The organism is Aeromicrobium yanjiei (assembly GCF_009649075.1).
Taxonomy (GTDB): domain Bacteria; phylum Actinomycetota; class Actinomycetes; order Propionibacteriales; family Nocardioidaceae; genus Aeromicrobium; species Aeromicrobium yanjiei.
In genome coordinates, this window is the sequence record NZ_CP045737.1 from 707,162 (window position 1) to 726,155 (window position 18,994).

Below are 18,994 nucleotides of genomic sequence, written 5' to 3' on the forward strand. Positions count from 1 at the left end.
GCCGATAGCCTGTGGCCGTGCGCATCGACCTCCACACCCACTCGAATCGTTCGGACGGCACGGACACGCCGGCAGAGCTGGTTGCCAACGCGAAGGCCGCAGGTCTCGACGTCGTGGCGCTGACCGACCACGACGCGACCACCGGGTGGGACGACGCCCTGGCGGCGGGGGAGGCGCTGGGCGTCCACGTCGTGCGAGGCATCGAGATCTCCACGCAGCTGCACGGCGAGAGCGTGCACCTGCTCGGCTACGAGTTCGACCCGGACCACCAGCCCTTGGTCGAGGAGCTGCGCCGCGTCCTGCACGGCCGGGAGGAGCGCCTCCCGCAGATGCTCGACAAGCTCGCGTCGCACGGCATCGACATCACGATGGCCGACGTCGCTGCCCAGTCAGGTGACGCCGCGGCCTCGGGGCGTCCCCACATCGCCGACGCGATGGTCGCCAAGCACTACATCGGCCACCGCGACGAGGCCTTCCATGGCTGGCTCAACTCCAGCGGCAAGGCGTACGTCGACCGTTATGCCGCCCCGCTGTTCGAGGCGGTGCGCCTGCTGAAGGAGGCCGGCGGCAGGGCCGTGATCGCGCACCCGTGGTCGCGGGGCAGCGACAAGGTGCTGACCCCCGAGGCGCTCGAGGAGCTGGCCGCTGCGGGACTCGACGGGCTCGAGGTCGACCACAACGATCACGACGACGAGGCCCGGCGCGAGCTGCGCCGGATCGCCGCCGACCTCGATCTCGTGACGACGGGGTCCAGCGACTACCACGGCACGGGCAAGAGCGAGAAGTTCCACCTCGGCGTGCACACGACCGATCCCGAGCAGTACGAGCGCCTGCTGGGCTGATGGAGCGCGTCCTGGCCCGGCGGATCACCGGGCCAGGACGGTCCTGCTAGCGGCCCTTCCTCCGGCAGGGGTCCCCGACGCGGACGGTCTCACCGCGGTCGACGATGACCTCTCGGGTCGAGAGCACGCGACCGTTGCGGTTGCTGCAGGTGAGGTTCCACGCCTCCTTGAGCCCGGAGTAGGTGCCCGGGGTGGGGGACGCGTAGTCGACCCGGCCGGTCCAGTCCGACGTGGCGCCACCGCCGTAGTTGATCAACCGGATCGTGTACGTGCCGGGTGCCGGGTCGATCAGCACCGCCTGCTCGGGGTCGTCCAGCGTGGCCGCGGTCGCGACCGGCCGGCCGCGGGAGTCGTAGACCTCGACGTCCCAGTCGACCTGGGCGTCCGGCCAGTTGATCACGACCGTGGCGGTGCCGTTGTCGTACGACGGCTGCCCGGCGACGGTGAAGGTCGCAGTCTCGTACGCGCCTTCTGCCGGGGTGCCCGCGGGGTTCACGAGCGTCTGGGCCGGCTGCGGGGGACCTTGCGGGTCACGGCCGTAACGTCCCACCACCAGCGGCCGGGTGGACGGGTTGACCGCCCAGCTGAACTGCCCGCCCTTGGTCTGGTAGCTCGAGGCGAGGGTGTCGCGGTAGTAGCGCGGGGCCCCGGTCGATCCGTCGGTCTGGATGACCGGCGAGGTGGCCGTGATGAACGACTTGCTGACCGTCAGCTTCCGGTTGGGACGGGTGCTGCCGACGATCGTGGAGTGCAGTCCGGCGTTCACCGTGGCCTCCGCCATCACGTAGTACGCCTCGCGGTTGCCGCCGAAGCCCGCGCCCGCGGAGGGTGCCAGGCCGAGGTACTCGTTGACCACACCCTGCTGGAACGGCGGGTGGAACTCATCGGGTCCGATCTCGAAGGTGAAACCGAGGCCGCCGGTGTTCCAGTAGCTCCAGTCCTCGGTCGAGCCGGACGTGTCGTAGAGCTGGAACGAGGCCCAGTTGGCGTAGCCGTTGGCGTCCGTCATGCCCGCGCCGAGCGCGCGGTAGGCCGGCTCGTCGGGGGAGAAGCCGGTCGAGCGGATCGACGGTGGCCGCAGCACCAGGTTGCCGTAGGTGTGGTTGGTGATCAGGTTGGTGACCTGGCGCTGGGAGATCAGGCGACGGATGTTGTCGACCTCCGGCTCGGACCCGGGCGCGTCGCCGCGGAAGGTGTCGGAGGACCACAGCGCGCTCGCGCCGGGACCACCCCAGAACCCGGGGTAGTTGCGGTTCAGGTCGGTGCCGCGCAGCCGCCCGGCCGGGTTGTCGGCACAGGTGCCACCGCGACGGTCCGCCGGCGTCTGGACCGACGTCGAGCAGTTCTTGCGCTTCATCTCGTAGTCGAACGCGCTGAAGTCGCCCAGGGGTGCGGCAGTCCGGGAGACGACGAAGCCGTCGACGTTGACGACCGGGACGACGATGGTCCGCGAGCGCTGCACGATGCGACGCGTACGTCGGTCGGTGCGGTAGTTCTCGACCAGGTCGTAGGCGAACTCCATCGCGTGCTCCGCGGAGGGCCACTCGCGCGCGTGGTGGGCACCCAGCATCAAGAACGCCGGCTTGCCGTCGTTGACCTGACGGGCGTTGGTGGTGATCTCGATGCCGCGGACCGGGCGGCCCTCGATCGAGCGGTTGCGCAGCGTCAGCGGCTTCACCAGGTTGGGGTAGCGCTTCGCCAGCCGGGTCATCTCGCGGTTGTAGTCGTCGAGGTTGCGGTAGGCCGTGCGTCCGCTCGGAAGTGGCGACTGCGCGACCGCCTTGTCGTAGCGCCGGTCCTTGGCCTGGTTGGCCTCCGTCCGTGCCTGCAGGTCGGGGATCTTGACCTTCCAGTCGAAGCCGGCACCGCGGAGCCGGGCGGCGTCCTTGCTGCCGTGCAGCACGACCTCGACACCGGTGGCGTCGCCGTGCTCGGTCATGTCCAGCCCGAGCTTGCTGACCTTGGTCCGCGCCGCCGGGGTGGGTGCCTCGACGTGGACGACCTGGACCTTGCCGGTCTGGTCACGGCCGGAACCGACGAGCGGATCGTCGGGGGAGGCGTTCGCCTGGGTGGTCGCGAGCCCGGTCGCGACCAGGGTCAGGGCACCCAGCCCGGCGACGGCGGCGAGACGCCCCCGGCGTGGACGGTGTGCGGTGCGGGCAGGACGTGCGGGGTCGTTGGACATGGCTGCCTCCGAGGCGAGCGCCTCGAGAGATCGGATACCCCCCGAGACTCTTCTCGCAACCTAGGACTGCGGCCGCGAGATGGCAAGGGTCGAGGGATCAGCTGGTGGGGCCGAACTGCTCGACCCGCACGGTGTCGCTGCGCACACCTGCTTCGCCGAGGATGCGCCCGACGAAGCTGACGAAGCCGACCGAACCGCACACGTACGCCCGCTCGATGCCCTCCGCGAGGGGCACGATCTCCTCGGGGTAGATGTGCGCGGCGACCCGCTCGCTGCCGTCGGTCTGCAGGTGGTTCTCCCGGGTGAGGGCGATGAACGCGCCGTAGGCCTCGAGCTCGTCGGCGTACGGCAGCCGCTCCCGGGTCTGCGCCGAGGCGGCGATCCGCAGCAGGGGCTCGGTGCCGGTGCGCCGGGCGTACCTGAGCATCGACACGAACGGGACGACGCCGGAGCCGCCGGCCACGCACAGCGCCGGGGTGGTGCCGCCCCAGACGAACCACCGCCCGATCGGGCCACGCGCCTCCAGCACGTCACCCACCTCGACCACCTCGTGCAGGAACGAGGAGACCTCGCCCCGCGGCAGGCACTCGACCATCAGCTCGACGAGCGGGTCGTCGGGATCGGACGCGATCGAGTACGAGCGCTGGGCCGTGTAGCCGTCGGGCGCGCGCAGCCTGACGACGTAGTGCTGCCCGGGGACGTGCGGTGTGCGGTCCGCGACCTCGAGGCGCAGCTTGACGAAGTCCTGGCCGAGACGCTCGACCTCGCGCACCACTGCGGTGGTCCACGAGCTCGCGACCGGCGTCGGGACGATCTGGGTCATGCGTCGCCCTGGTAGCGCTGCTCGAGCCACGGGTCGCCGCGGTCGTGGTAGCCGTTGCGCTCCCAGAACCCCTGCTCGTCGTGGTCACGCAGCTCGAGGCGGGTGATCCACTTCGCGGACTTCCAGAAGTACAGGTGGGGCACCAGCAGGCGCACCGGGCCGCCGTGCTCGGGCGTGAGCGGCTTCCCGTCGAAGTCCCACACGATCCAGGCCTTGCCGTCGGTGATGTCCGCGAGCGGCAGGTTGGTCGTGTAGCCGGTGGTCGAGGTCGCGAACACGTGCGTGGCCTCGGGCTTGACGCCGGTGACCTCGAGCAGCGAGTCGACGCTGACACCCGAGAACGTGGTGTCGAACTTCGACCACGTCGTGACGCAGTGGATGTCGCCGAAGTAGGAGTCGGCCGGCAGCGCGTGGATGCCGCGCCAGTCCCACGTCGTGGGCTGCTCGACGAGGCCGTCGAGCGTCAACGTCCACTCGTCGACGTCGATCTGCGGGGTCAGCTCGGCGGTCAGGGTCGGCCACCCCGCCCCGGTGTCGTGCTGGCCGGGCGGCAGCCGGTCGTTGCCGCCCCCGCGGGGGCGTCCGGTGAATCCACGGGTCACGGGCATCAGCTGTGCTCCTTCAGGAACGGCAGCCATGCATCGACCAGGGCTGCGGGATTCTCGACGGCAGGGGAGTGCGCCGAGTCGGGGACGACGTGGATCCGCGTCCCGAGGCGTCCGGCCATGTCGGCCTGGACGTCGTGCGGCCACGCGTCGTCGTCGGCGCCGCGACCCACCCAGACCGGGAGGCCGGTGGCCGCGACCTGCTCGACGACGTCGGGTGCGTCGATGAGCAGCTGGGTCATCGCCCGCAGCGAGCGCGGGTCGTTGGCGGTGAACCGCTTGGCCAGGAACGAGGTGATCTGGGCGGGACGCTTGACGCCCTGCTCCCGGAGCTCGTGCAGCTGCAGCAGCGGCACCTTGCCGATCGCGGCCACGAGCTTCTTGAGCGGCCGGCGGTCGTCGTCGCCGAGGGCGCCGGGGCCCGAGCAGAGCAGGCTGAGGGTCCGCAGGTCTGCCGCGCCGAGGACCGCCGCCTGCTGGGCGACGAGGCCGCCGAACGAGTGCCCCAGCACGTGGCTGCCGTCCGCGCTGACGGCCCGGCTCAGGTGCAGCGCGTTGGCCGCATAGCGCTCGAGGGAGTAGTCGGCTGCCGGCGCGCTCTCGTACTGGCCGGCCTGGTCGTACGCCGTGACGTCGTAGCCCGCCGCCGCCAGGAGGGGCAGCACGGGGGTGAAGTCCTCCTTGCTGCCGGTCCAGCCCGGGACCAGCAGCACGTGACCGACCCGGGTGCCCACCGCGGACGCGCTGAGGGCTGCGATGTCTCCGTCGAGTCCCGCGAGGACCTCGCTGCGTACGCCCGCGGGGAGCTCGAGCGTCCGCGGGACGCTCATCGTCCGCGCCGGGCGATGCGGGTGACCAGTGACTTGGGCATGTGCTGGGCGAGGCTGGCCAGGACCTTGTAGCGGAACGACGGGATCGAGACGGTCTTGTCGTGCTGGAGGTCGCGCAGCGACGCCGCGACGACCCGGTCGGCGTCGAGCCACATCCACCGGGGGACGTCGGAGACGTCCATCTGGCCGCGCGGGTGGAACTCGGTGCGGACGAAGCCGGGGCACAGCGCCTGCACGGAGATGTTGACGTCGTCGTAGTGGATGTCGGCCCACTGGGAGAGGTTGAGCAGCCACGCCTTGTGTGCGGAGTAGACCCCGCGGGGAGTGAATGCCGCGACGCTGGACACGTTGATGATCTTGCCACCGCCGCGACCGGCCATGGTCTTGATCGCGGCGTCCATGAGGTGCATGGGCGCGCGGACCAGGAGGTCGAGCTGGTAGTCCTCGTCGACGATGTCGGTCGTGCCGAACCACCCCGCCAGAGAGGCGCCGGCGTTGTTGACGAGCAGGTCGACCGGCCGGGCGGTGTCGGTCAGCGCGTTCGCGGTTGCCTGCATGCCCTCGGACGTGGCCAGGTCGGCGGTCACGACGTCCACCTCGACGCGGTGCTTGCTGCGAAGATCGGCCGCGATCTGCTCGAGCTTGTCGGTGGTGCGGGCCACGATCACCAGGTCGTGCCCTCGCTTGGCGAGCTCCCTCGCGAAGGCGTTGCCGATCCCTGAAGTTGCCCCGGTGACCAGCGCACGACGTGTCATGGACCAAGCATGCCAAACGTGTCAGCGCATCGCGGGCCAGGCCGCCGTCATCGATGACACAATGGCCGCGTGACGACGACGATCGCAGTGGCGAACCAGAAAGGTGGCGTCGCGAAGACGACCACCGTGGTGTCCCTCGGGGCGGCGCTCGTCGAGCTCGGTCAGCGCGTCCTGCTGGTCGACGTCGACCCGCAGGGCAGCCTCACGTTCTCCCTCGGCATCGATCCGGAGGACCTCGACGTGAGCGTCGCGGAGGTGCTGCTCGGCACCAAGCTGGCCGACGACGCGATCGTCATCACCGACGACGGCATGCACCTGCTGCCCGCGAACATCACGCTGACCCAGGCCGAGGAGAGCCTCCTCGGGCGGACCGGACGCGAGCAGCGCCTGCGGGTCGCGCTGGACAAGGTCGCGGACGACTACGACTGGATCGTCATCGACTGCCCGCCGACCCTCGGTGTCCTCACGGTCGGGGCGCTGTCCGCGGCCCAGCAGGTGCTGATCCCGCTGCAGGCCGAGACGTTGTCGCACCGGGGGGTCGGGCAGCTGCTCGACACGATCCACGACGTCCGGCAGTTCATCAACCCGGGCCTGGACATCCTCGGCGTGCTGCCCACGATGTACGACGGCCGCACCCGGCACGCCCAGAACGTCCTCGCCGCGATCGAGGAGACCTACGGGTTGCCGGTCGTGCGCCCGCCGATCCCCAAGACGATCAAGTTCGCCGAGGCCCCCGCGATCGGCCGATCGGTCCTGTCGACCGCTCGCAACCACAAGGGCGCCCAGGCGTACCGCGAGGTGGCGGCGGGCCTGCTCGCGTCCGGCAAGGACACGGCCGGCACGAGGGCCTGACCCCGCGGAGTGCCGGCGGTGCCCTCGCTAGGATGGTGACGTGTCCAAGCATCGCGCGCCTCGACTGGCCGCTCGTCGTGGACGGGCCGGCGCCCTCGCCCTTGCTCTCGGCGTCACCCTCGCCGTGGGCGGCGCAGCAGTAGGCGTCCTGCCGCAGCTGACCGCGGAGAAGGCATCGGCCGATCAGGCCGCGAGCCGGCCGTCAGTGTCGTCGCCGATCGAGACGGCCTCGCTCGACAAGATCCTGACCACCGGCCCGGCGTCCGCGGACGCCGAGCGCACCGCGAAGGTGTCCGCCGCGGCCGACCGCGCCGATCCCGCGCCACCGCCCGGATCGGGTGAGGGCCGGCGCATCGTGTTCGACCAGGGCGACCAGCGGGTGTGGCTGATCCGGAGCGACGAATCGGTCGAGCGCACCTACCGGGTATCGGGCAGCAAGTTCGAGAACCTCGAGCCCGGCTCGTACGAGGTGCTGTCCAAGACGCGCCACGCGACCGCGTTCGATGCGAGCGGCACGATGGAGTACTTCGTGCGGTTCGCGACCGGTTTCAGCGAGCCGATCGGGTTCCACTCGGTGCCCCGCGACAACTCCGGCAAGCTCGAGCAGACCCGGTCGCAGCTCGGTCAGCGGCTCTCGGCGGGCTGCGTGCGCCAGTGGAAGCCCGACGCGATCGCGCTGTGGGACTTCGCCCCCGTCGGCACCCAGGTCGTCGTCACCGCCTGACGCCTCCCGCCCCCCGCACCGATCTTTCGGCCTTTCGGCAGCCGGCACAGCAGGAACGTCGAAGGATCCGTCCCCGGGGGGACGGATCCTTCGACGTTGGTGCTGCTCTGACGACGTCAACGTCGTCAGATCGGTCCTACTCGGACTTGGCGACCGGGTCGCCGCCGCGCGAGCGCGTGCGGTTGCGGTTGCGCTTGCGGGGGGTGCGGGTCGCACCGTCGCCCGCGGGGGCGGACGCCGACGAGGGCTGCGCCTGCTTGTCGCCGCCACCGTTGCTCGAGCCGCGGTCGCTGCCGTTGCTCGAGCTGCGGTCGCCACCGGAGCGGCCACCGCGGTCGCTGCTGCGTCCACCGCCGCTGCGGCCACGGCCGCCACGGTCGTCGTCCTTCTTGGGCTCGCGCGGCGCGGGAGGCTTGAGGCGTCCCTTGACGTTGCGGTCGATGCCGAGGTCGTGGAACAGGTGGTCCGACGTCGAGTACGTCTCCTGCGGCTCGTCGAACGGCAGCCCGAGCGCCTTGTTGATGAGCTTCCAGCGGGTGATGTCGGCCCAGTCGACGAACGTCACCGCGATGCCGGACGCGCCTGCGCGGCCCGTACGACCGATCCGGTGGACGTACGTCTTGTCGTCCTCGGGGCAGTTGTAGTTGATGACGTGCGTGATGCCGGCGACGTCGATGCCGCGGGCGGCGACGTCGGTCGCGACGAGGATGTCGATCTTGCCCTCGCGGAAGCGGGTCAGCGCCTTCTCACGGGCCGGCTGCGCCATGTCGCCGTGCAGCGGCGAGGCCGGGAAGCCGCGGTCGATGAGCTCATCGGCGACCCGCTGCGCCGTGCGCTTGGTGCGGGTGAAGATGATGACGCGGCCCACGTCGTCGGCCTGCAGGATGCGGCCCACGATCTCGGGCTTGTCCATGTCGTGCGCCTGCCAGACGAACTGTGCCGTCGCCGGCACCATCTGGCTGTCGTCGTCGCCGGACTCGGCGCGGATGTTCATCGGGTGGCGCATGTGCTTGCGCGCCAGACCGACGATCGCGCCGGGCATCGTCGCGGAGAACAACATCGTCTGGCGCGTCTCGGGCGTCTTGGCCAGGAGCGACTCGACGTCGGGCAGGAAGCCCAGGTCGAGCATCTCGTCGGCCTCGTCGAGGACGAGCGACTTGACGTGCGACAGGTCGAGGACGCCGCGGTTGGCCAGGTCGAGCAGACGACCGGGCGTGCCGATGACGATGTCGACGCCGGCCTCGAGCGCGTCTAGCTGCGTCTCGTAGGGGACGCCGCCGTAGATCGTCAGGTTGCGGGTGCCGCGACGCTTCGACGCGACCGCGATGTCGCTGGCGACCTGGATCGCGAGCTCACGGGTCGGCGCGACGATGAGCGCCTGGGGCTTGCCCGCGACGACCTGGTCGTAGTCGGGGTCGTGGGGCGCGACCGTGCGCTGGATGACGGGGATGCCGAACGCCAGCGTCTTGCCCGTGCCGGTGCGTGCCTGGCCGATGAGGTCGGTGCCCATGAGGGCGACGCCGAGCGTCATCTCCTGGATGGGGAAAGCTTCGATGATGCCGACGTCAACGAGTGCGTCGGCGATCTCGGGCATGACGCCCAGATCTTTGAACGTAGTCAGGGTCTTCTCGAATTCTTCAGATTCGTGGGATTTCCGCTCCCAGTCTAACGTCTGGGGCGAGCACGCCACGCGCTACGCTGCACAGTCATGGCCACCAAGGACGTTCAGCCCCCCTCGACGATGGATGATCCGGTCTACCGGACGGGCGTGCTGGAGCTGCTCGGCCTGCTCGCGTACGGCGAGATCAGCGCGTGCGAGCGGCTCGCCGAGGACGCCAAGATGGCCCCGGACCTGGAGCACAAGGTCGAGATCGCCGCGATGGCGACGGCCGAGTTCCACCACTTCGAGAAGCTGCGCGACCGGCTCGTCGAGATGGGCGAGGACCCGTTCGCGGTCATGCTGCCCTTCGCGGCGACGTTCGAGCGGTTCCACCGCCAGACCAGGCCGTCGGACTGGCTCGAGGGCCTCGTCAAGGCGTACGTCGGCGACGGGCTGGCGGCCGACTTCTACCGCGAGATCGCGGCGTACCTGGATCCGGACACCCGCACGCTGGTGCTGGACACGCTGAGCGGCACGGGCCACTCCGACTTCGTCGTCGACGCGATCCGCCGGGCGATCGACGAGGACCACCGGGTCGGCGGACGGCTCGCGCTGTGGGGTCGCCGGTTGATGGGCGAGGCCCTCAGCCAGGCGCAGATGGTCGTGGCCGAGCGCGATGCGCTGAGCACGGTGCTGGTCGGCGGGGTCGACCACCCCGGCATGGACCTGGCCGCGATCGGGCGGATGTTCACCCGCCTCACCGAGGCCCACGCCGCGAGGATGGACAAGCTGGGCCTCGCGGCGTAGGCCGGGGGCGCTACTTCGAGGCGGCGGTGACGGCCTCGCTGGCCGCCAGGCCGAAGCCGACCTTGCGGCCCACGTCGGAGGTGAAGTCGAGGTAGGCGACCTTCTCGGCCGGAACCGCGACCGTACGGCCCTTGGCGTCGGTCAGGGTGAACACGGTGCCGTCCTTGAGTGCCTGGTCGAGCAGCGCCAGCACGGCGGCGGGCTCCTCCTCGGTCGACACGGACAGCTCACGGGGCGCGTACTGCACGCCGATCTTGACCTCCACGGTCACTCATCTCCTTGCATGTTGTCGTCTTCGTTGCGGGGGAACCCGCCGATGCCGCGCCAGGCCAGTGCCGCGACGAGCTGGACGGCCTCGTCGCGGGTCAGGCTGGAGTCCTGGGAGAGCCAGTTGCGCGCGCCCACGTGGCCCATGCCGACCAGGCTCACGGCCAGCAGGTGGGAGGCCGCGTCCGGCAGTCCGGTGTCGTCACGGATGACCTCGGCGACCAGGGCGGCGGACTCCTCGACGACCCGGTCGACCTGCTCGCGCACCGACGGATCGCTCGTCAGGTCCGACTCGAACACGAGCCGGAACGCGGCGCCGCGGTCGCCGACGTAGTCGTACCAGAGCTCCATCGTGGCCTGGACGCGTCGGCGGTTGTCCTGCGTGGAGGCGAGCGCCGTGCGGACCCCGTCGATGACGGTGTCGCAGGACGTCTCGAGCAGCGCGAGGTACAGATCGAGCTTGCCGGGGAAGTGCTGGTAGAGGACGGGCTTGGAGACGCCCGCACGCTCGGCGATCTCGTCCATCGAGGCCGAGTGGTAGCCCTGCTCGACGAAGACCTCGAGCGCGACCTCGAGCAGCTGGGCCCGGCGCGCGGTGCGCGGCAGGCGGCTCGTGCGCGTACGCATCGGGATGGCTTCAGTCACGCGATCAGCCTACTGGCCCCGCCCACGATCCGGACGGGAGGCGCAGGTGGGTGGCAGGACCGGGAACAATGGAGGGCAGCGTCGGCGTTGTGCCGAACACCAGAGCTTCATCGCACCACCAGAGGAGAACCCGTGGTCGCCCCACTCGTGGAACCCGCCGAAGAGCTGACCATCGACGAGGTACGTCGCTACAGCCGGCACCTGATCATCCCCGACGTCGGGATGACCGGACAGAAGCGCCTCAAGAACGCCAAGGTGCTGGTCATCGGCGCCGGCGGCCTCGGCAGCCCTGCCCTGCTCTACCTGGCCGCGGCCGGCGTGGGCACCCTCGGCATCATCGACGACGACGTCGTCGACGAGTCCAACCTGCAGCGCCAGATCATCCACGGCCAGTCCGACATCGACAAGCCGAAGGCCGAGTCGGCTGCGGCCTCGGTGGCCGAGACCAACCCGTACGTCAAGACGATCGTGCACAACGAGCGCCTCGACAACGACAACGTCCTGGAGATCTTCAGCCAGTACGACCTCATCGTCGACGGCACCGACAACTTCGCGACGCGCTACCTCGTCAACGACGCCGCCGTGATCCTCGGCAAGCCGTACGTCTGGGGCTCGATCTACCGCTTCGAAGGTCAGGTGTCGGTGTTCTGGGCGCAGGAGGGGCCGCAGTACCGCGATCTCTACCCCGAGCCGCCGCCGCCGGGCATGGTCCCGTCGTGCGCCGAGGGTGGCGTGCTGGGCGTGCTGTGCGCCTCGATCGGCTCGATCATGGTCACCGAGGCCATCAAGCTGATCACCGGCATCGGTGACCCGCTCATCGGCCGCCTGATGGTCTACGACGCGCTGGAGATGCGCTACCAGACGCTGAACATCCGCCGGGACCCGAACGGCGTCCTGCCGACCGAGCTGATGAGCGACTACGAGGCGTTCTGCGGCGCGATCAGCGAGGAGGCCGCCGACGCGGCCGCCGACTCGACGATCTCGGTCGCGACGCTGGACGGGTGGCTGAAGGAGCGCAACGACGGCGGCCGCGACTTCGTGCTGGTCGACGTCCGCGAGCCGGGCGAGTACGAGATCAACAAGATCCCCGGCTCGGTGCTCATCCCCAAGGGCGAGTTCCTCAACGGCAAGGCGCTCGAGCAGCTGCCGGACGACAAGCAGATCGTGCTGCACTGCAAGTCCGGCGTCCGCTCCGCCGAGGCGCTGGCCGTGCTCAAGGGAGCGGGCTACAAGGACGCCGTGCACGTGGGCGGCGGTGTCGTGGCCTGGGTCAACCAGATCGACCCCAGCCAGCCGACGTACTGACGCAGCAACCCCGCTGGAGGAGCTGGCGATGAGCCCGGACTTCACCGAGCGGGTCCTGGACCTGGTCGAGCGGATACCGCCCGGCCAGGTCCTGTCGTACGGGCTGATCGCCGAGATCTTGCAGGACGGTGGGCCGCGCCAGGTGGGCCGGGTGATGGCCCTGGAGGGTGCAGCGGTGCCGTGGTGGCGGGTCGTCCGCGTGGACGGCAGCCTGCCCGCCTCGCACGCGATCGACGCCCAGGCGCACTACCGCGACGAGGGGACGCCGATGCGGGCGAACGGCTCGGCGGTCGACATGCGCGAGGCGCTCTGGCGGTTCGAGCGCTGAGTGTCGGACCCGTCTGGTGAGATGGGGTCATGACGATCGAGTACGAGCTGGGTGCACCGCAGGCCGCACCCTCGGTCCCTCGGCTCGACGTCGAGCAGCGCAGCGTCGTCGAGCACCCCGGCGGTCCGCTCCTGGTGCTCGCGGGCCCCGGCGCGGGCAAGACCTCGACGCTCGTCGAGGTCGTGGCCGATCGGGTCGACCGGGGCTACGCGCCCGAGGAGATCCTCGTCCTGACCTTCAGCCGCAAGGCCGCCGACGAGCTGAAGTCGCGCATCGGGCGGCGCCTCGACCGCACGACGGCCACGACGCCGGCGATGACCTTCCACTCCTTCTGCTACGCCCTGGTGCGCCAGCTGCAGACCGAGAGCGAGTTCTCCCGGCCCCTGCAGCTGCTGAGCGCCCCCGAGCAGGACGCGATCATCCAGCGGCTGCTGGGTGAGGGCGACGCCGAGCAGTGGCCCGCCCTGATGCGGCCCGCCCTGCGCACGCGGGGGCTCGCCGACGAGATGCAGCACTTCATGGCCACTGCCCGGTCCCGCAACATGGATGACGTCGACGTTCTGCGGCTCGGCGAGGCGTCGGGCCGCGAGGAGTGGAAGGCTGCCGCCCGCTTCTTCGACGAGTACACCGGCGTCGCGGCCCTGCAGAACACGATCGACTACTCCGATCTCGTCTTCCAGGCCGTCCAGCTGCTGCGCGATCCCGCCCACCGCGAGCGCCTGCGCCAGACCTACCGGCTCGTGGTGGTCGACGAGTACCAGGACACCGACCCCCTGCAGGTCGAGCTGCTGCAGGCGCTGGCCGGCGACGGACGCGACCTGGTGGTCGTGGGCGATCCCTATCAGTCGATCTACGGCTTCCGGGGCGCCGACGTGCGCGGCATCCTCGACTTCCGGCACGAGTTCCCGCAGGCCGACGGGTCCCCGGCCGATCTGGTGGTGATCACGAGCACGAGTCGTTACGGCGAGAAGATCTCGGCCGCGGTCGCCTCGATCGTGTCCAACCGCGGCGTCCTCGGCCCGGTCGACGGTCGTGACTTCGAGGGGCTGCGCCACCTCGCGCCGCGGCGCCATCTCGAGGGAGACGTCCACGTCGAGACCTTCGTGACGCCGACCGCCGAGGCCGAGCACGTGGCGCTGATCCTGCGCGAGCAGCGACTCTCCCGTGAGGTCCCGTGGGACCAGATGGCCGTCCTGGTGCGCTCGGCCGCCGACATCGCCCGGTTCCAGCGCTCACTGAGCGCGGCGGGGGTCCCGGTGGTCGTGGCCGGCGACGAGCTTCCGCTGCGCTCGGAGCCCGCGGTCCGTACGCTCCTGGTCGCCCTGCGGGCCGCCGACGACCTCGCGCACGACCGAGCTCTCGACCCCGCGGCCGCAGACGCCCTGCTCGCGGGGCCGCTGTGCGGTCTCGACGCACCCGCCCTGCGTCGCATCGGCCGGGCGCTGCGCGAGGCCGACCGCTCCGAGGCCCGCGGTCCCCGCGCCTCGCGGCTGCTGCTCGCCGAGGCGCTGTCCCACCCCGCGGTGCTGCTGACCCTGGCCGCCCCGGGCTCCCAGCTGGCCCACTCCGCCGCGAGGGCGTCCCGCCTCGCGACCCTGCTGCGCCGTGCCGCCGAGCAGATCGTGGCAGGGGAGTCGCCCGAGCGGGTGCTGTGGACGATCTGGTCGGGCACGCCGTGGCGCGACCGGCTCCGGTCCGAGGCCCTCGGCAACGGCGAGGGCTCGGCGCGCGCCGACCACGACCTCGACGTGCTGGTCGCGCTGTTCGCACAGGCCGCCCGGGCCGAGGAGCAGCACACGCGCCGGTCGCTGGCCGAGTTCATCACCGAGCTGGACGCCCAGGACATCCCCGCCGACACCCTGGCCCAGGGCGCGATCGCTCCCGACGCGGTCCAGCTCATGACGGCGCACCGGTCCAAGGGCCTGGAGTGGCGCACCGTGGTCGTCGCCGGCGTGCAGGACGGCACCTGGCCCGACCTGCGCCACCGCGGCAGCTTCCTGCGGTCCGAGCGCCTCGGCCCCCACGGCGAGATCGCCCCGCCCACGGCACGCGAGGCGCTGCGCGAGGAGCGCCGGCTGTTCTACGTCGCGTGCACGCGGGCCCGTGAGCACCTGGTCGTCACCGCCGTCGAGAGCGGGCGGGAGGATGGCGACCAGCCGTCGATGTTCGTCAGCGAGCTGTGGGACCACCTGCACCGCGACGCCTCGGGCGCAGTCCCGGAGCGCGAGCCCAAGCGCCGCCCCGACCGTCCGTTGTCGCTGCGCGGCTCGATCGCGGCGCTGCGGCGCCTCGGCGAGACCACCAAGAGCGATGTCGTGCGCGATCGGGTCGCCCGCCTGCTCGCGATGCTGGCCGAGCGTCCGGGCTCGGCGACCCGGCCCGCGCAGCCCGAGCGGTGGTGGGGCATGAGCGCGATCACCCGGTCCGAGACCCCCATGCGAGCCCCCGACGCCACGATCCGGCTGTCCGGCAGCTCGGTCAGCTCGATCGTGGAGTGTCCGCTCAAGTGGTTCTACGACCACGAGGTCAAGGCGTCGACCGGCACCACCACCGCACAGGGATTCGGCTCGGTGGTGCACGCGGTCGCGGCCGAGGTCGCCGAGAACCGGCTGCCCGCCGACGCCGACGCGCTCGGCGCCTACGTCGACAAGGTCTGGGACCAGCTCGCCTTCGCGGCGGACTGGATCGGCGGCCGCGAGCGCACCGAGGCGCGCGACGCCCTCGTCCGTTTCGTCCGCTGGCACCTCGAGCACGGCCGGACGACGCTCAAGGCCGAGCACGAGTTCCGGGTGTCCACGACGGTCGAAGGACGCCCGGTCGAGCTGGCCGGCTCGATGGACCGGGTCGAGCAGGACGACGACGGGGTCCACGTCGTCGATCTGAAGACCAGCAAGTCCGTCGCCGACAAGAAGGACCTCGCCGAGCACCCGCAGCTGGGCTTCTACCAGCTCGCGGTCGACCTGGGTGCGACCGCCGACCTGGCCCCGGGGGCGCCCGCAGCGGGCGCCGAGCTCGTGCAGCTGCGCAACGCCGAGAAGAAGCTGCCCGACTACCCGGTCGTCCAGCCGCAGGACGCGCCCGCGCCCGACGTCCCCTTCTTCGCGGTCGAGCAGCTGTCGCGATCGGTCCACGTGATCGCCGAGGAGCAGTTCGTGGCCACGCCGAGCGAGAAGTCCTGCCGCTACTGCGAGTTCCGACGAGCCTGCCCGGCCCAGCCGGAGGGCGCCACGATCCTCGGAGGTGGTGAGCAGTGACGTTGCTGCGCACGGTCGACGACCTCGACCGGCTCTTCCAGGGCATGTTCCCGGCGGCGCCGGGGCGCGCGCCCTTCCGGTTCTCCGATCCGCAGGTCGCCGCGATCACCGCACCGGTCGACAGCCCGAGCGTGATCATCGCGGGCGCCGGCTCGGGCAAGACCACCGTCATGGCCGCCCGGGTCGTGTGGCTCGTGGGCCACCACGGGGTCGCCCCCGAGCGCATCCTGGGCCTGACGTTCACCAACAAGGCCGCCTCCGAGCTCGGCGTCCGGGTCCGGCGATCCCTCGCAGGCCTCGATCTCGAGGCCGACGGCGACCCGACCACCTCGACCTACCACGCGTTCGCGGGCACCCTGATCGCCGAGCACGGGCTGCGCCTGGGCATCGAGCCCGATCTGCGCATCCTGTCCGACGCCTCGAGGTTCCAGCGCGTCGCGCAGGCGATCGAGCGCTACGACGGCGAGCTCGTCGAGGTGAGCACCAACGTGCCCCGCCTGGTCGGCGACGTGATGGCGCTCGACGGCCAGCTGTCCGAGCACCTCGTGCCGACCGACCGCCTGCGAGCCTTCGACGCCGATCTGATCGAGACGCTCCAGGCCGCCGACAAGACGTACGCGGTGCACGAGGCGGGGATCGCCGCCGCCCGCAAGCGCATCGAGCTGAGCCTGCTGGTGGACCGCTACCGGGCTGCCAAGGCCGCCGCCGGGGTCATGGACTTCTCCGACCAGATGGCGTGGGGAGCCGAGCTGTCGGCCGTGCCCGAGGTGGCCGAGTCCCTGCGCGAACGTTTCGACGTGGTGCTGCTCGACGAGTACCAGGACACCTCGGTCGCGCAGCGCGACCTGCTGAAGAATCTGTTCTCCGGGCCCGACGTCGAGCACGGGCGCGGGCACAGCGTGATGGCCGTGGGCGATCCCGCCCAGGGCATCTACGGCTGGCGCGGGGCCGCGGCCGGCAACCTCACCGAGTTCCTCGACCACTTCCCGCGCGCCGACGGTGGTCGCGGCTCCCTGTTCTCCCTGGTCGAGACCCGCCGGTGCGGCAAGACGATCATCGGGGCGGCCAATGAGCTCGCCGCCGACTTCTACGCGACCTCCGAGGACGTCCTGCCGCTGCAGGCCCACACCGACAACGCCGACGGCTCGGTGACGGTCGCGCTGCACCCGACGGTCGCCGACGAGGTCGAGGCCGTCGTGGACGGCGTGCGCTCGGCGATCGAGTCGGGGCACCCGGCGTCCGAGATCGCGATCCTCGTCCGGGTCGGGGCCGAGAACGGCGAGATCGTCGCGGGCCTGCGCGAGGCGGGCATCCCGTTCGAGGTCGTCGGGCTGACCGGTCTGCTGTCGCAGCCGGAGGTGCAGGACCTCGTCTCGGTCCTCGAGGTCGTCGAGGACGTGACCGCCAATCCGGCGATGCTGCGTCTGCTGACCGGACCCCGCTGGCACATCGGACCCCGCGACCTGGCGCTGCTCGGTCGCCGGGCCGCCGCGCTCAGCGGGCGGGTGTTCGGCCGCGAGGGCGACCTGTCCCTCGACGACCAGCTGGCCAAGGCGGTCGAGGGCGCCGATCCCACCGAGATCGTGTCGCTCGCCGACGCCGTCGAGGACCCGGGAGACCTGCCCTACTCGCCCGAGGCCCGGGTCCGCTTCCAGTCGCTCGCAGGCATGATGTCGAGCCTGCGCTCCCACGTCGGCGAGCCGCTCTACGACTTCGCGCGACGCGCGATGCACGCCCTCGACCTCGACGTCGAGCTCGAGGCCAGCGGCACTCCGTCGGGACTCGACAACGTCGCGCTGCTGCTCGACGCGATCGCGGCATATGCCTCCGACGACCCCTTCGCCTCGCTGGCGGGGCTCCTGGCCTACCTCGAGGCCGAGGAGCGGTTCAACGACGGCATGGAGGTGTCGACGCCCTCGGAGGCCGAGTCGGTCAAGCTGCTGACCGCCCACAAGGCCAAGGGCCTGGAGTGGCGCGTGGTGTTCGTCCCGTTCATGGCCAAGGGTGTGTTCCCGCACTCGCGCGGCCGGTCGCGATGGGTGGGCAGCGCGACGACGCTGCCCGTGGCCCTGCGCGGTGACGCCGACCAGCTGCCCGACATCGAGGAGTGGACCTACGCGGGCGACAAGGAATATCGCGCGCTCAACGCCGCCGATGCGTTGCAGGAGGAGCGCCGGCTGGGCTACGTCGCGTACACCCGCGCCAAGCTCGAGCTGCACGTCTCGGGGCACTGGTGGGGACGCACCGCGACCCGGCCGAGGGGTCCGTCGCCGTTCCTGGACAACACCCGTGAGTGGCTGCAGCGGCGGGGGGTCGAGCCGACCGTCTGGACGCCCGCTCCGGAGGCCGAGGACCGCAATCCCCTGGCCGAGCAGCGGCTCACGGTGACCTGGCCCGCGTCGCCCGCCGACCTGACGGCCCGGCACCGGCTGGCCGCGCTGGTCGACGCGCACATCGACGACCCGTCCTCGCCGGCCCTGCCCGAGTTCGGCACGCCCGAGGAGCGGGCCGAGCTGGCGATCGTCCAGGAGATCGAGGACGAGCTCGCCCTGCTCGTCGCCGAGGCGGACCGGGCAGCCGACCCCGTCCGCAGGATCTCCCTGCCGCCGGCGCTGTCGGCGACCACCGCGCTGCGGCTCGCGAACCAGCAGGGCGACGTGCTCGCCGAGCTGGCCCGGCCCATGCCCCGGGAGCCCGTCGCGGGCGCCCGGTTCGGCACCCGGTTCCACGCCTGGATCGAGGCGCAGTTCGGTCAGCAGACGCTTCTCGACCCAGCTGATCTGCCCGGTCGTGGCGACGCGCACATCGGCAACGACGCCGAGCTCGACGAGATGATCGAGAAGTTCCGTGCGGGCCCCTACGGCGGGAGCTCCCCCCACCGCATCGAGGCGCCGTTCTCGCTGCTGCTGGGGGGCCAGCAGGTCATCGGGCGCATCGACGCGGTCTACCGCACCGCCAAGGGATATGACGTCGTGGACTGGAAGACCAACAACCAGGCGACGTCCGATCCGCTGCAGCTCGCGATCTACCGCCTCGCGTGGGCTGAGCTCATGGGCATCGATCCCGTGTCGGTCGACGGGGTGTTCTACTACGTCCGCCTCGGCGAGGTGCACCGCTATGACGACCTGCCGGACCGGGCCGAGCTCGAGCACCGTCTCGGGCTAGCCTGACG

16 protein-coding genes are annotated in these 18,994 nt (G+C 71.2%); 8 read left to right on the forward strand and 8 right to left on the reverse strand.

The genetic code is table 11. From position 1 onward, the window contains the following. Window positions 1–17 precede the first annotated feature (17 nt). Window positions 18–842, forward strand: a complete 825-nt coding sequence (locus GEV26_RS03700; RefSeq protein WP_153651814.1) for a PHP domain-containing protein — start codon at window positions 18–20, stop codon at window positions 840–842. 46 nt (window positions 843–888) lie between these two features. Here the strand turns inward: GEV26_RS03700 and GEV26_RS03705 are convergent, their stop codons facing one another. From GEV26_RS03705 to GEV26_RS03725, 5 genes are all read right to left on the reverse strand, one after another. Further along, window positions 889–3,027, reverse strand: coding sequence for a M14 family metallopeptidase (locus GEV26_RS03705; RefSeq protein WP_153651815.1), 2,139 nt, complete (start codon window positions 3,025–3,027; stop codon window positions 889–891). Between the two features lie 97 nt (window positions 3,028–3,124). Continuing rightward, the gene (locus GEV26_RS03710; RefSeq protein WP_153651816.1) at window positions 3,125–3,850 is read right to left on the reverse strand and encodes an FAD-binding oxidoreductase; all 726 of its coding nucleotides are present in this window, start codon (window positions 3,848–3,850) and stop codon (window positions 3,125–3,127) included. Continuing rightward, window positions 3,847–4,458 carry a sulfite oxidase-like oxidoreductase gene (locus tag GEV26_RS03715; protein WP_194839957.1) on the reverse strand — a complete coding sequence of 204 codons (612 nt, stop codon included), beginning with the start codon at window positions 4,456–4,458 and terminating at the stop codon, window positions 3,847–3,849. Before GEV26_RS03715 ends, GEV26_RS03710 begins: the two co-directional genes overlap by 4 nt. Next, complete coding sequence (locus tag GEV26_RS03720) at window positions 4,458–5,285, reverse strand: alpha/beta fold hydrolase (protein ID WP_153651817.1); 828 nt, start codon at window positions 5,283–5,285, stop codon at window positions 4,458–4,460. The genes GEV26_RS03715 and GEV26_RS03720 overlap by 1 nt, the downstream gene beginning before the upstream one ends. Then, on the reverse strand, window positions 5,282–6,040 hold the full coding sequence (locus GEV26_RS03725) for an SDR family NAD(P)-dependent oxidoreductase (RefSeq protein ID WP_153651818.1): 759 nt from the start codon (window positions 6,038–6,040) through the stop codon (window positions 5,282–5,284). Before GEV26_RS03725 ends, GEV26_RS03720 begins: the two co-directional genes overlap by 4 nt. A 69-nt stretch (window positions 6,041–6,109) precedes the next feature. Between GEV26_RS03725 and GEV26_RS03730 the strand changes: the two genes are divergently transcribed. Together GEV26_RS03730 and GEV26_RS03735 are read left to right on the forward strand one after the other, a co-directional pair. Further along, the gene (locus tag GEV26_RS03730) at window positions 6,110–6,892 is read left to right on the forward strand and encodes a ParA family protein (RefSeq protein ID WP_153651819.1); all 783 of its coding nucleotides are present in this window, start codon (window positions 6,110–6,112) and stop codon (window positions 6,890–6,892) included. A gap of 40 nt (window positions 6,893–6,932) precedes the next feature. Continuing rightward, window positions 6,933–7,616 carry a L,D-transpeptidase gene (locus GEV26_RS03735; protein WP_153651820.1) on the forward strand — a complete coding sequence of 228 codons (684 nt, stop codon included), beginning with the start codon at window positions 6,933–6,935 and terminating at the stop codon, window positions 7,614–7,616. A gap of 136 nt (window positions 7,617–7,752) precedes the next feature. Here the strand turns inward: GEV26_RS03735 and GEV26_RS03740 are convergent, their stop codons facing one another. Then, window positions 7,753–9,210 (reverse strand): DEAD/DEAH box helicase, encoded by a 1,458-nt coding sequence (locus GEV26_RS03740; protein ID WP_153651821.1) that lies wholly within the window; start codon window positions 9,208–9,210, stop codon window positions 7,753–7,755. Window positions 9,211–9,324: 114 nt separating this feature from the next. On the opposite strand from GEV26_RS03740, the gene GEV26_RS03745 reads away from it, so the two are divergent. Then, entirely contained in the window at window positions 9,325–10,023 is a 699-nt protein-coding gene (locus tag GEV26_RS03745) for a ferritin-like fold-containing protein (protein WP_153651822.1), read from the forward strand. Between the two features lie 10 nt (window positions 10,024–10,033). On the opposite strand, the gene GEV26_RS03750 is transcribed toward GEV26_RS03745, so the two are convergent. Further along, window positions 10,034–10,294, reverse strand: coding sequence for a DUF3107 domain-containing protein (locus GEV26_RS03750; RefSeq protein WP_243838898.1), 261 nt, complete (start codon window positions 10,292–10,294; stop codon window positions 10,034–10,036). Further along, entirely contained in the window at window positions 10,291–10,935 is a 645-nt protein-coding gene (locus GEV26_RS03755) for a TetR/AcrR family transcriptional regulator (protein WP_243838899.1), read from the reverse strand. The genes GEV26_RS03750 and GEV26_RS03755 overlap by 4 nt, the downstream gene beginning before the upstream one ends. 132 nt (window positions 10,936–11,067) lie before the next feature. On the opposite strand from GEV26_RS03755, the gene moeZ reads away from it, so the two are divergent. Genes moeZ through GEV26_RS03775 form a run of 4 tightly spaced genes read left to right on the forward strand, consistent with a single transcriptional unit; the run spans window position 11,068 to window position 18,992 of the window. Further along, window positions 11,068–12,240, forward strand: a complete 1,173-nt coding sequence (gene moeZ / locus GEV26_RS03760; RefSeq protein WP_153651823.1) for an adenylyltransferase/sulfurtransferase MoeZ — start codon at window positions 11,068–11,070, stop codon at window positions 12,238–12,240. 28 nt (window positions 12,241–12,268) lie between these two features. Further along, window positions 12,269–12,568, forward strand: coding sequence for an MGMT family protein (locus tag GEV26_RS03765; RefSeq protein WP_153651824.1), 300 nt, complete (start codon window positions 12,269–12,271; stop codon window positions 12,566–12,568). A 29-nt stretch (window positions 12,569–12,597) separates the two neighbouring features. Next, complete coding sequence (locus GEV26_RS03770) at window positions 12,598–15,822, forward strand: ATP-dependent helicase (protein ID WP_153651825.1); 3,225 nt, start codon at window positions 12,598–12,600, stop codon at window positions 15,820–15,822. Beyond that, on the forward strand, window positions 15,819–18,992 hold the full coding sequence (locus GEV26_RS03775) for an ATP-dependent helicase (protein ID WP_243838901.1): 3,174 nt from the start codon (window positions 15,819–15,821) through the stop codon (window positions 18,990–18,992). The genes GEV26_RS03770 and GEV26_RS03775 overlap by 4 nt, the downstream gene beginning before the upstream one ends. Window positions 18,993–18,994: the final 2 nt, after the last annotated feature.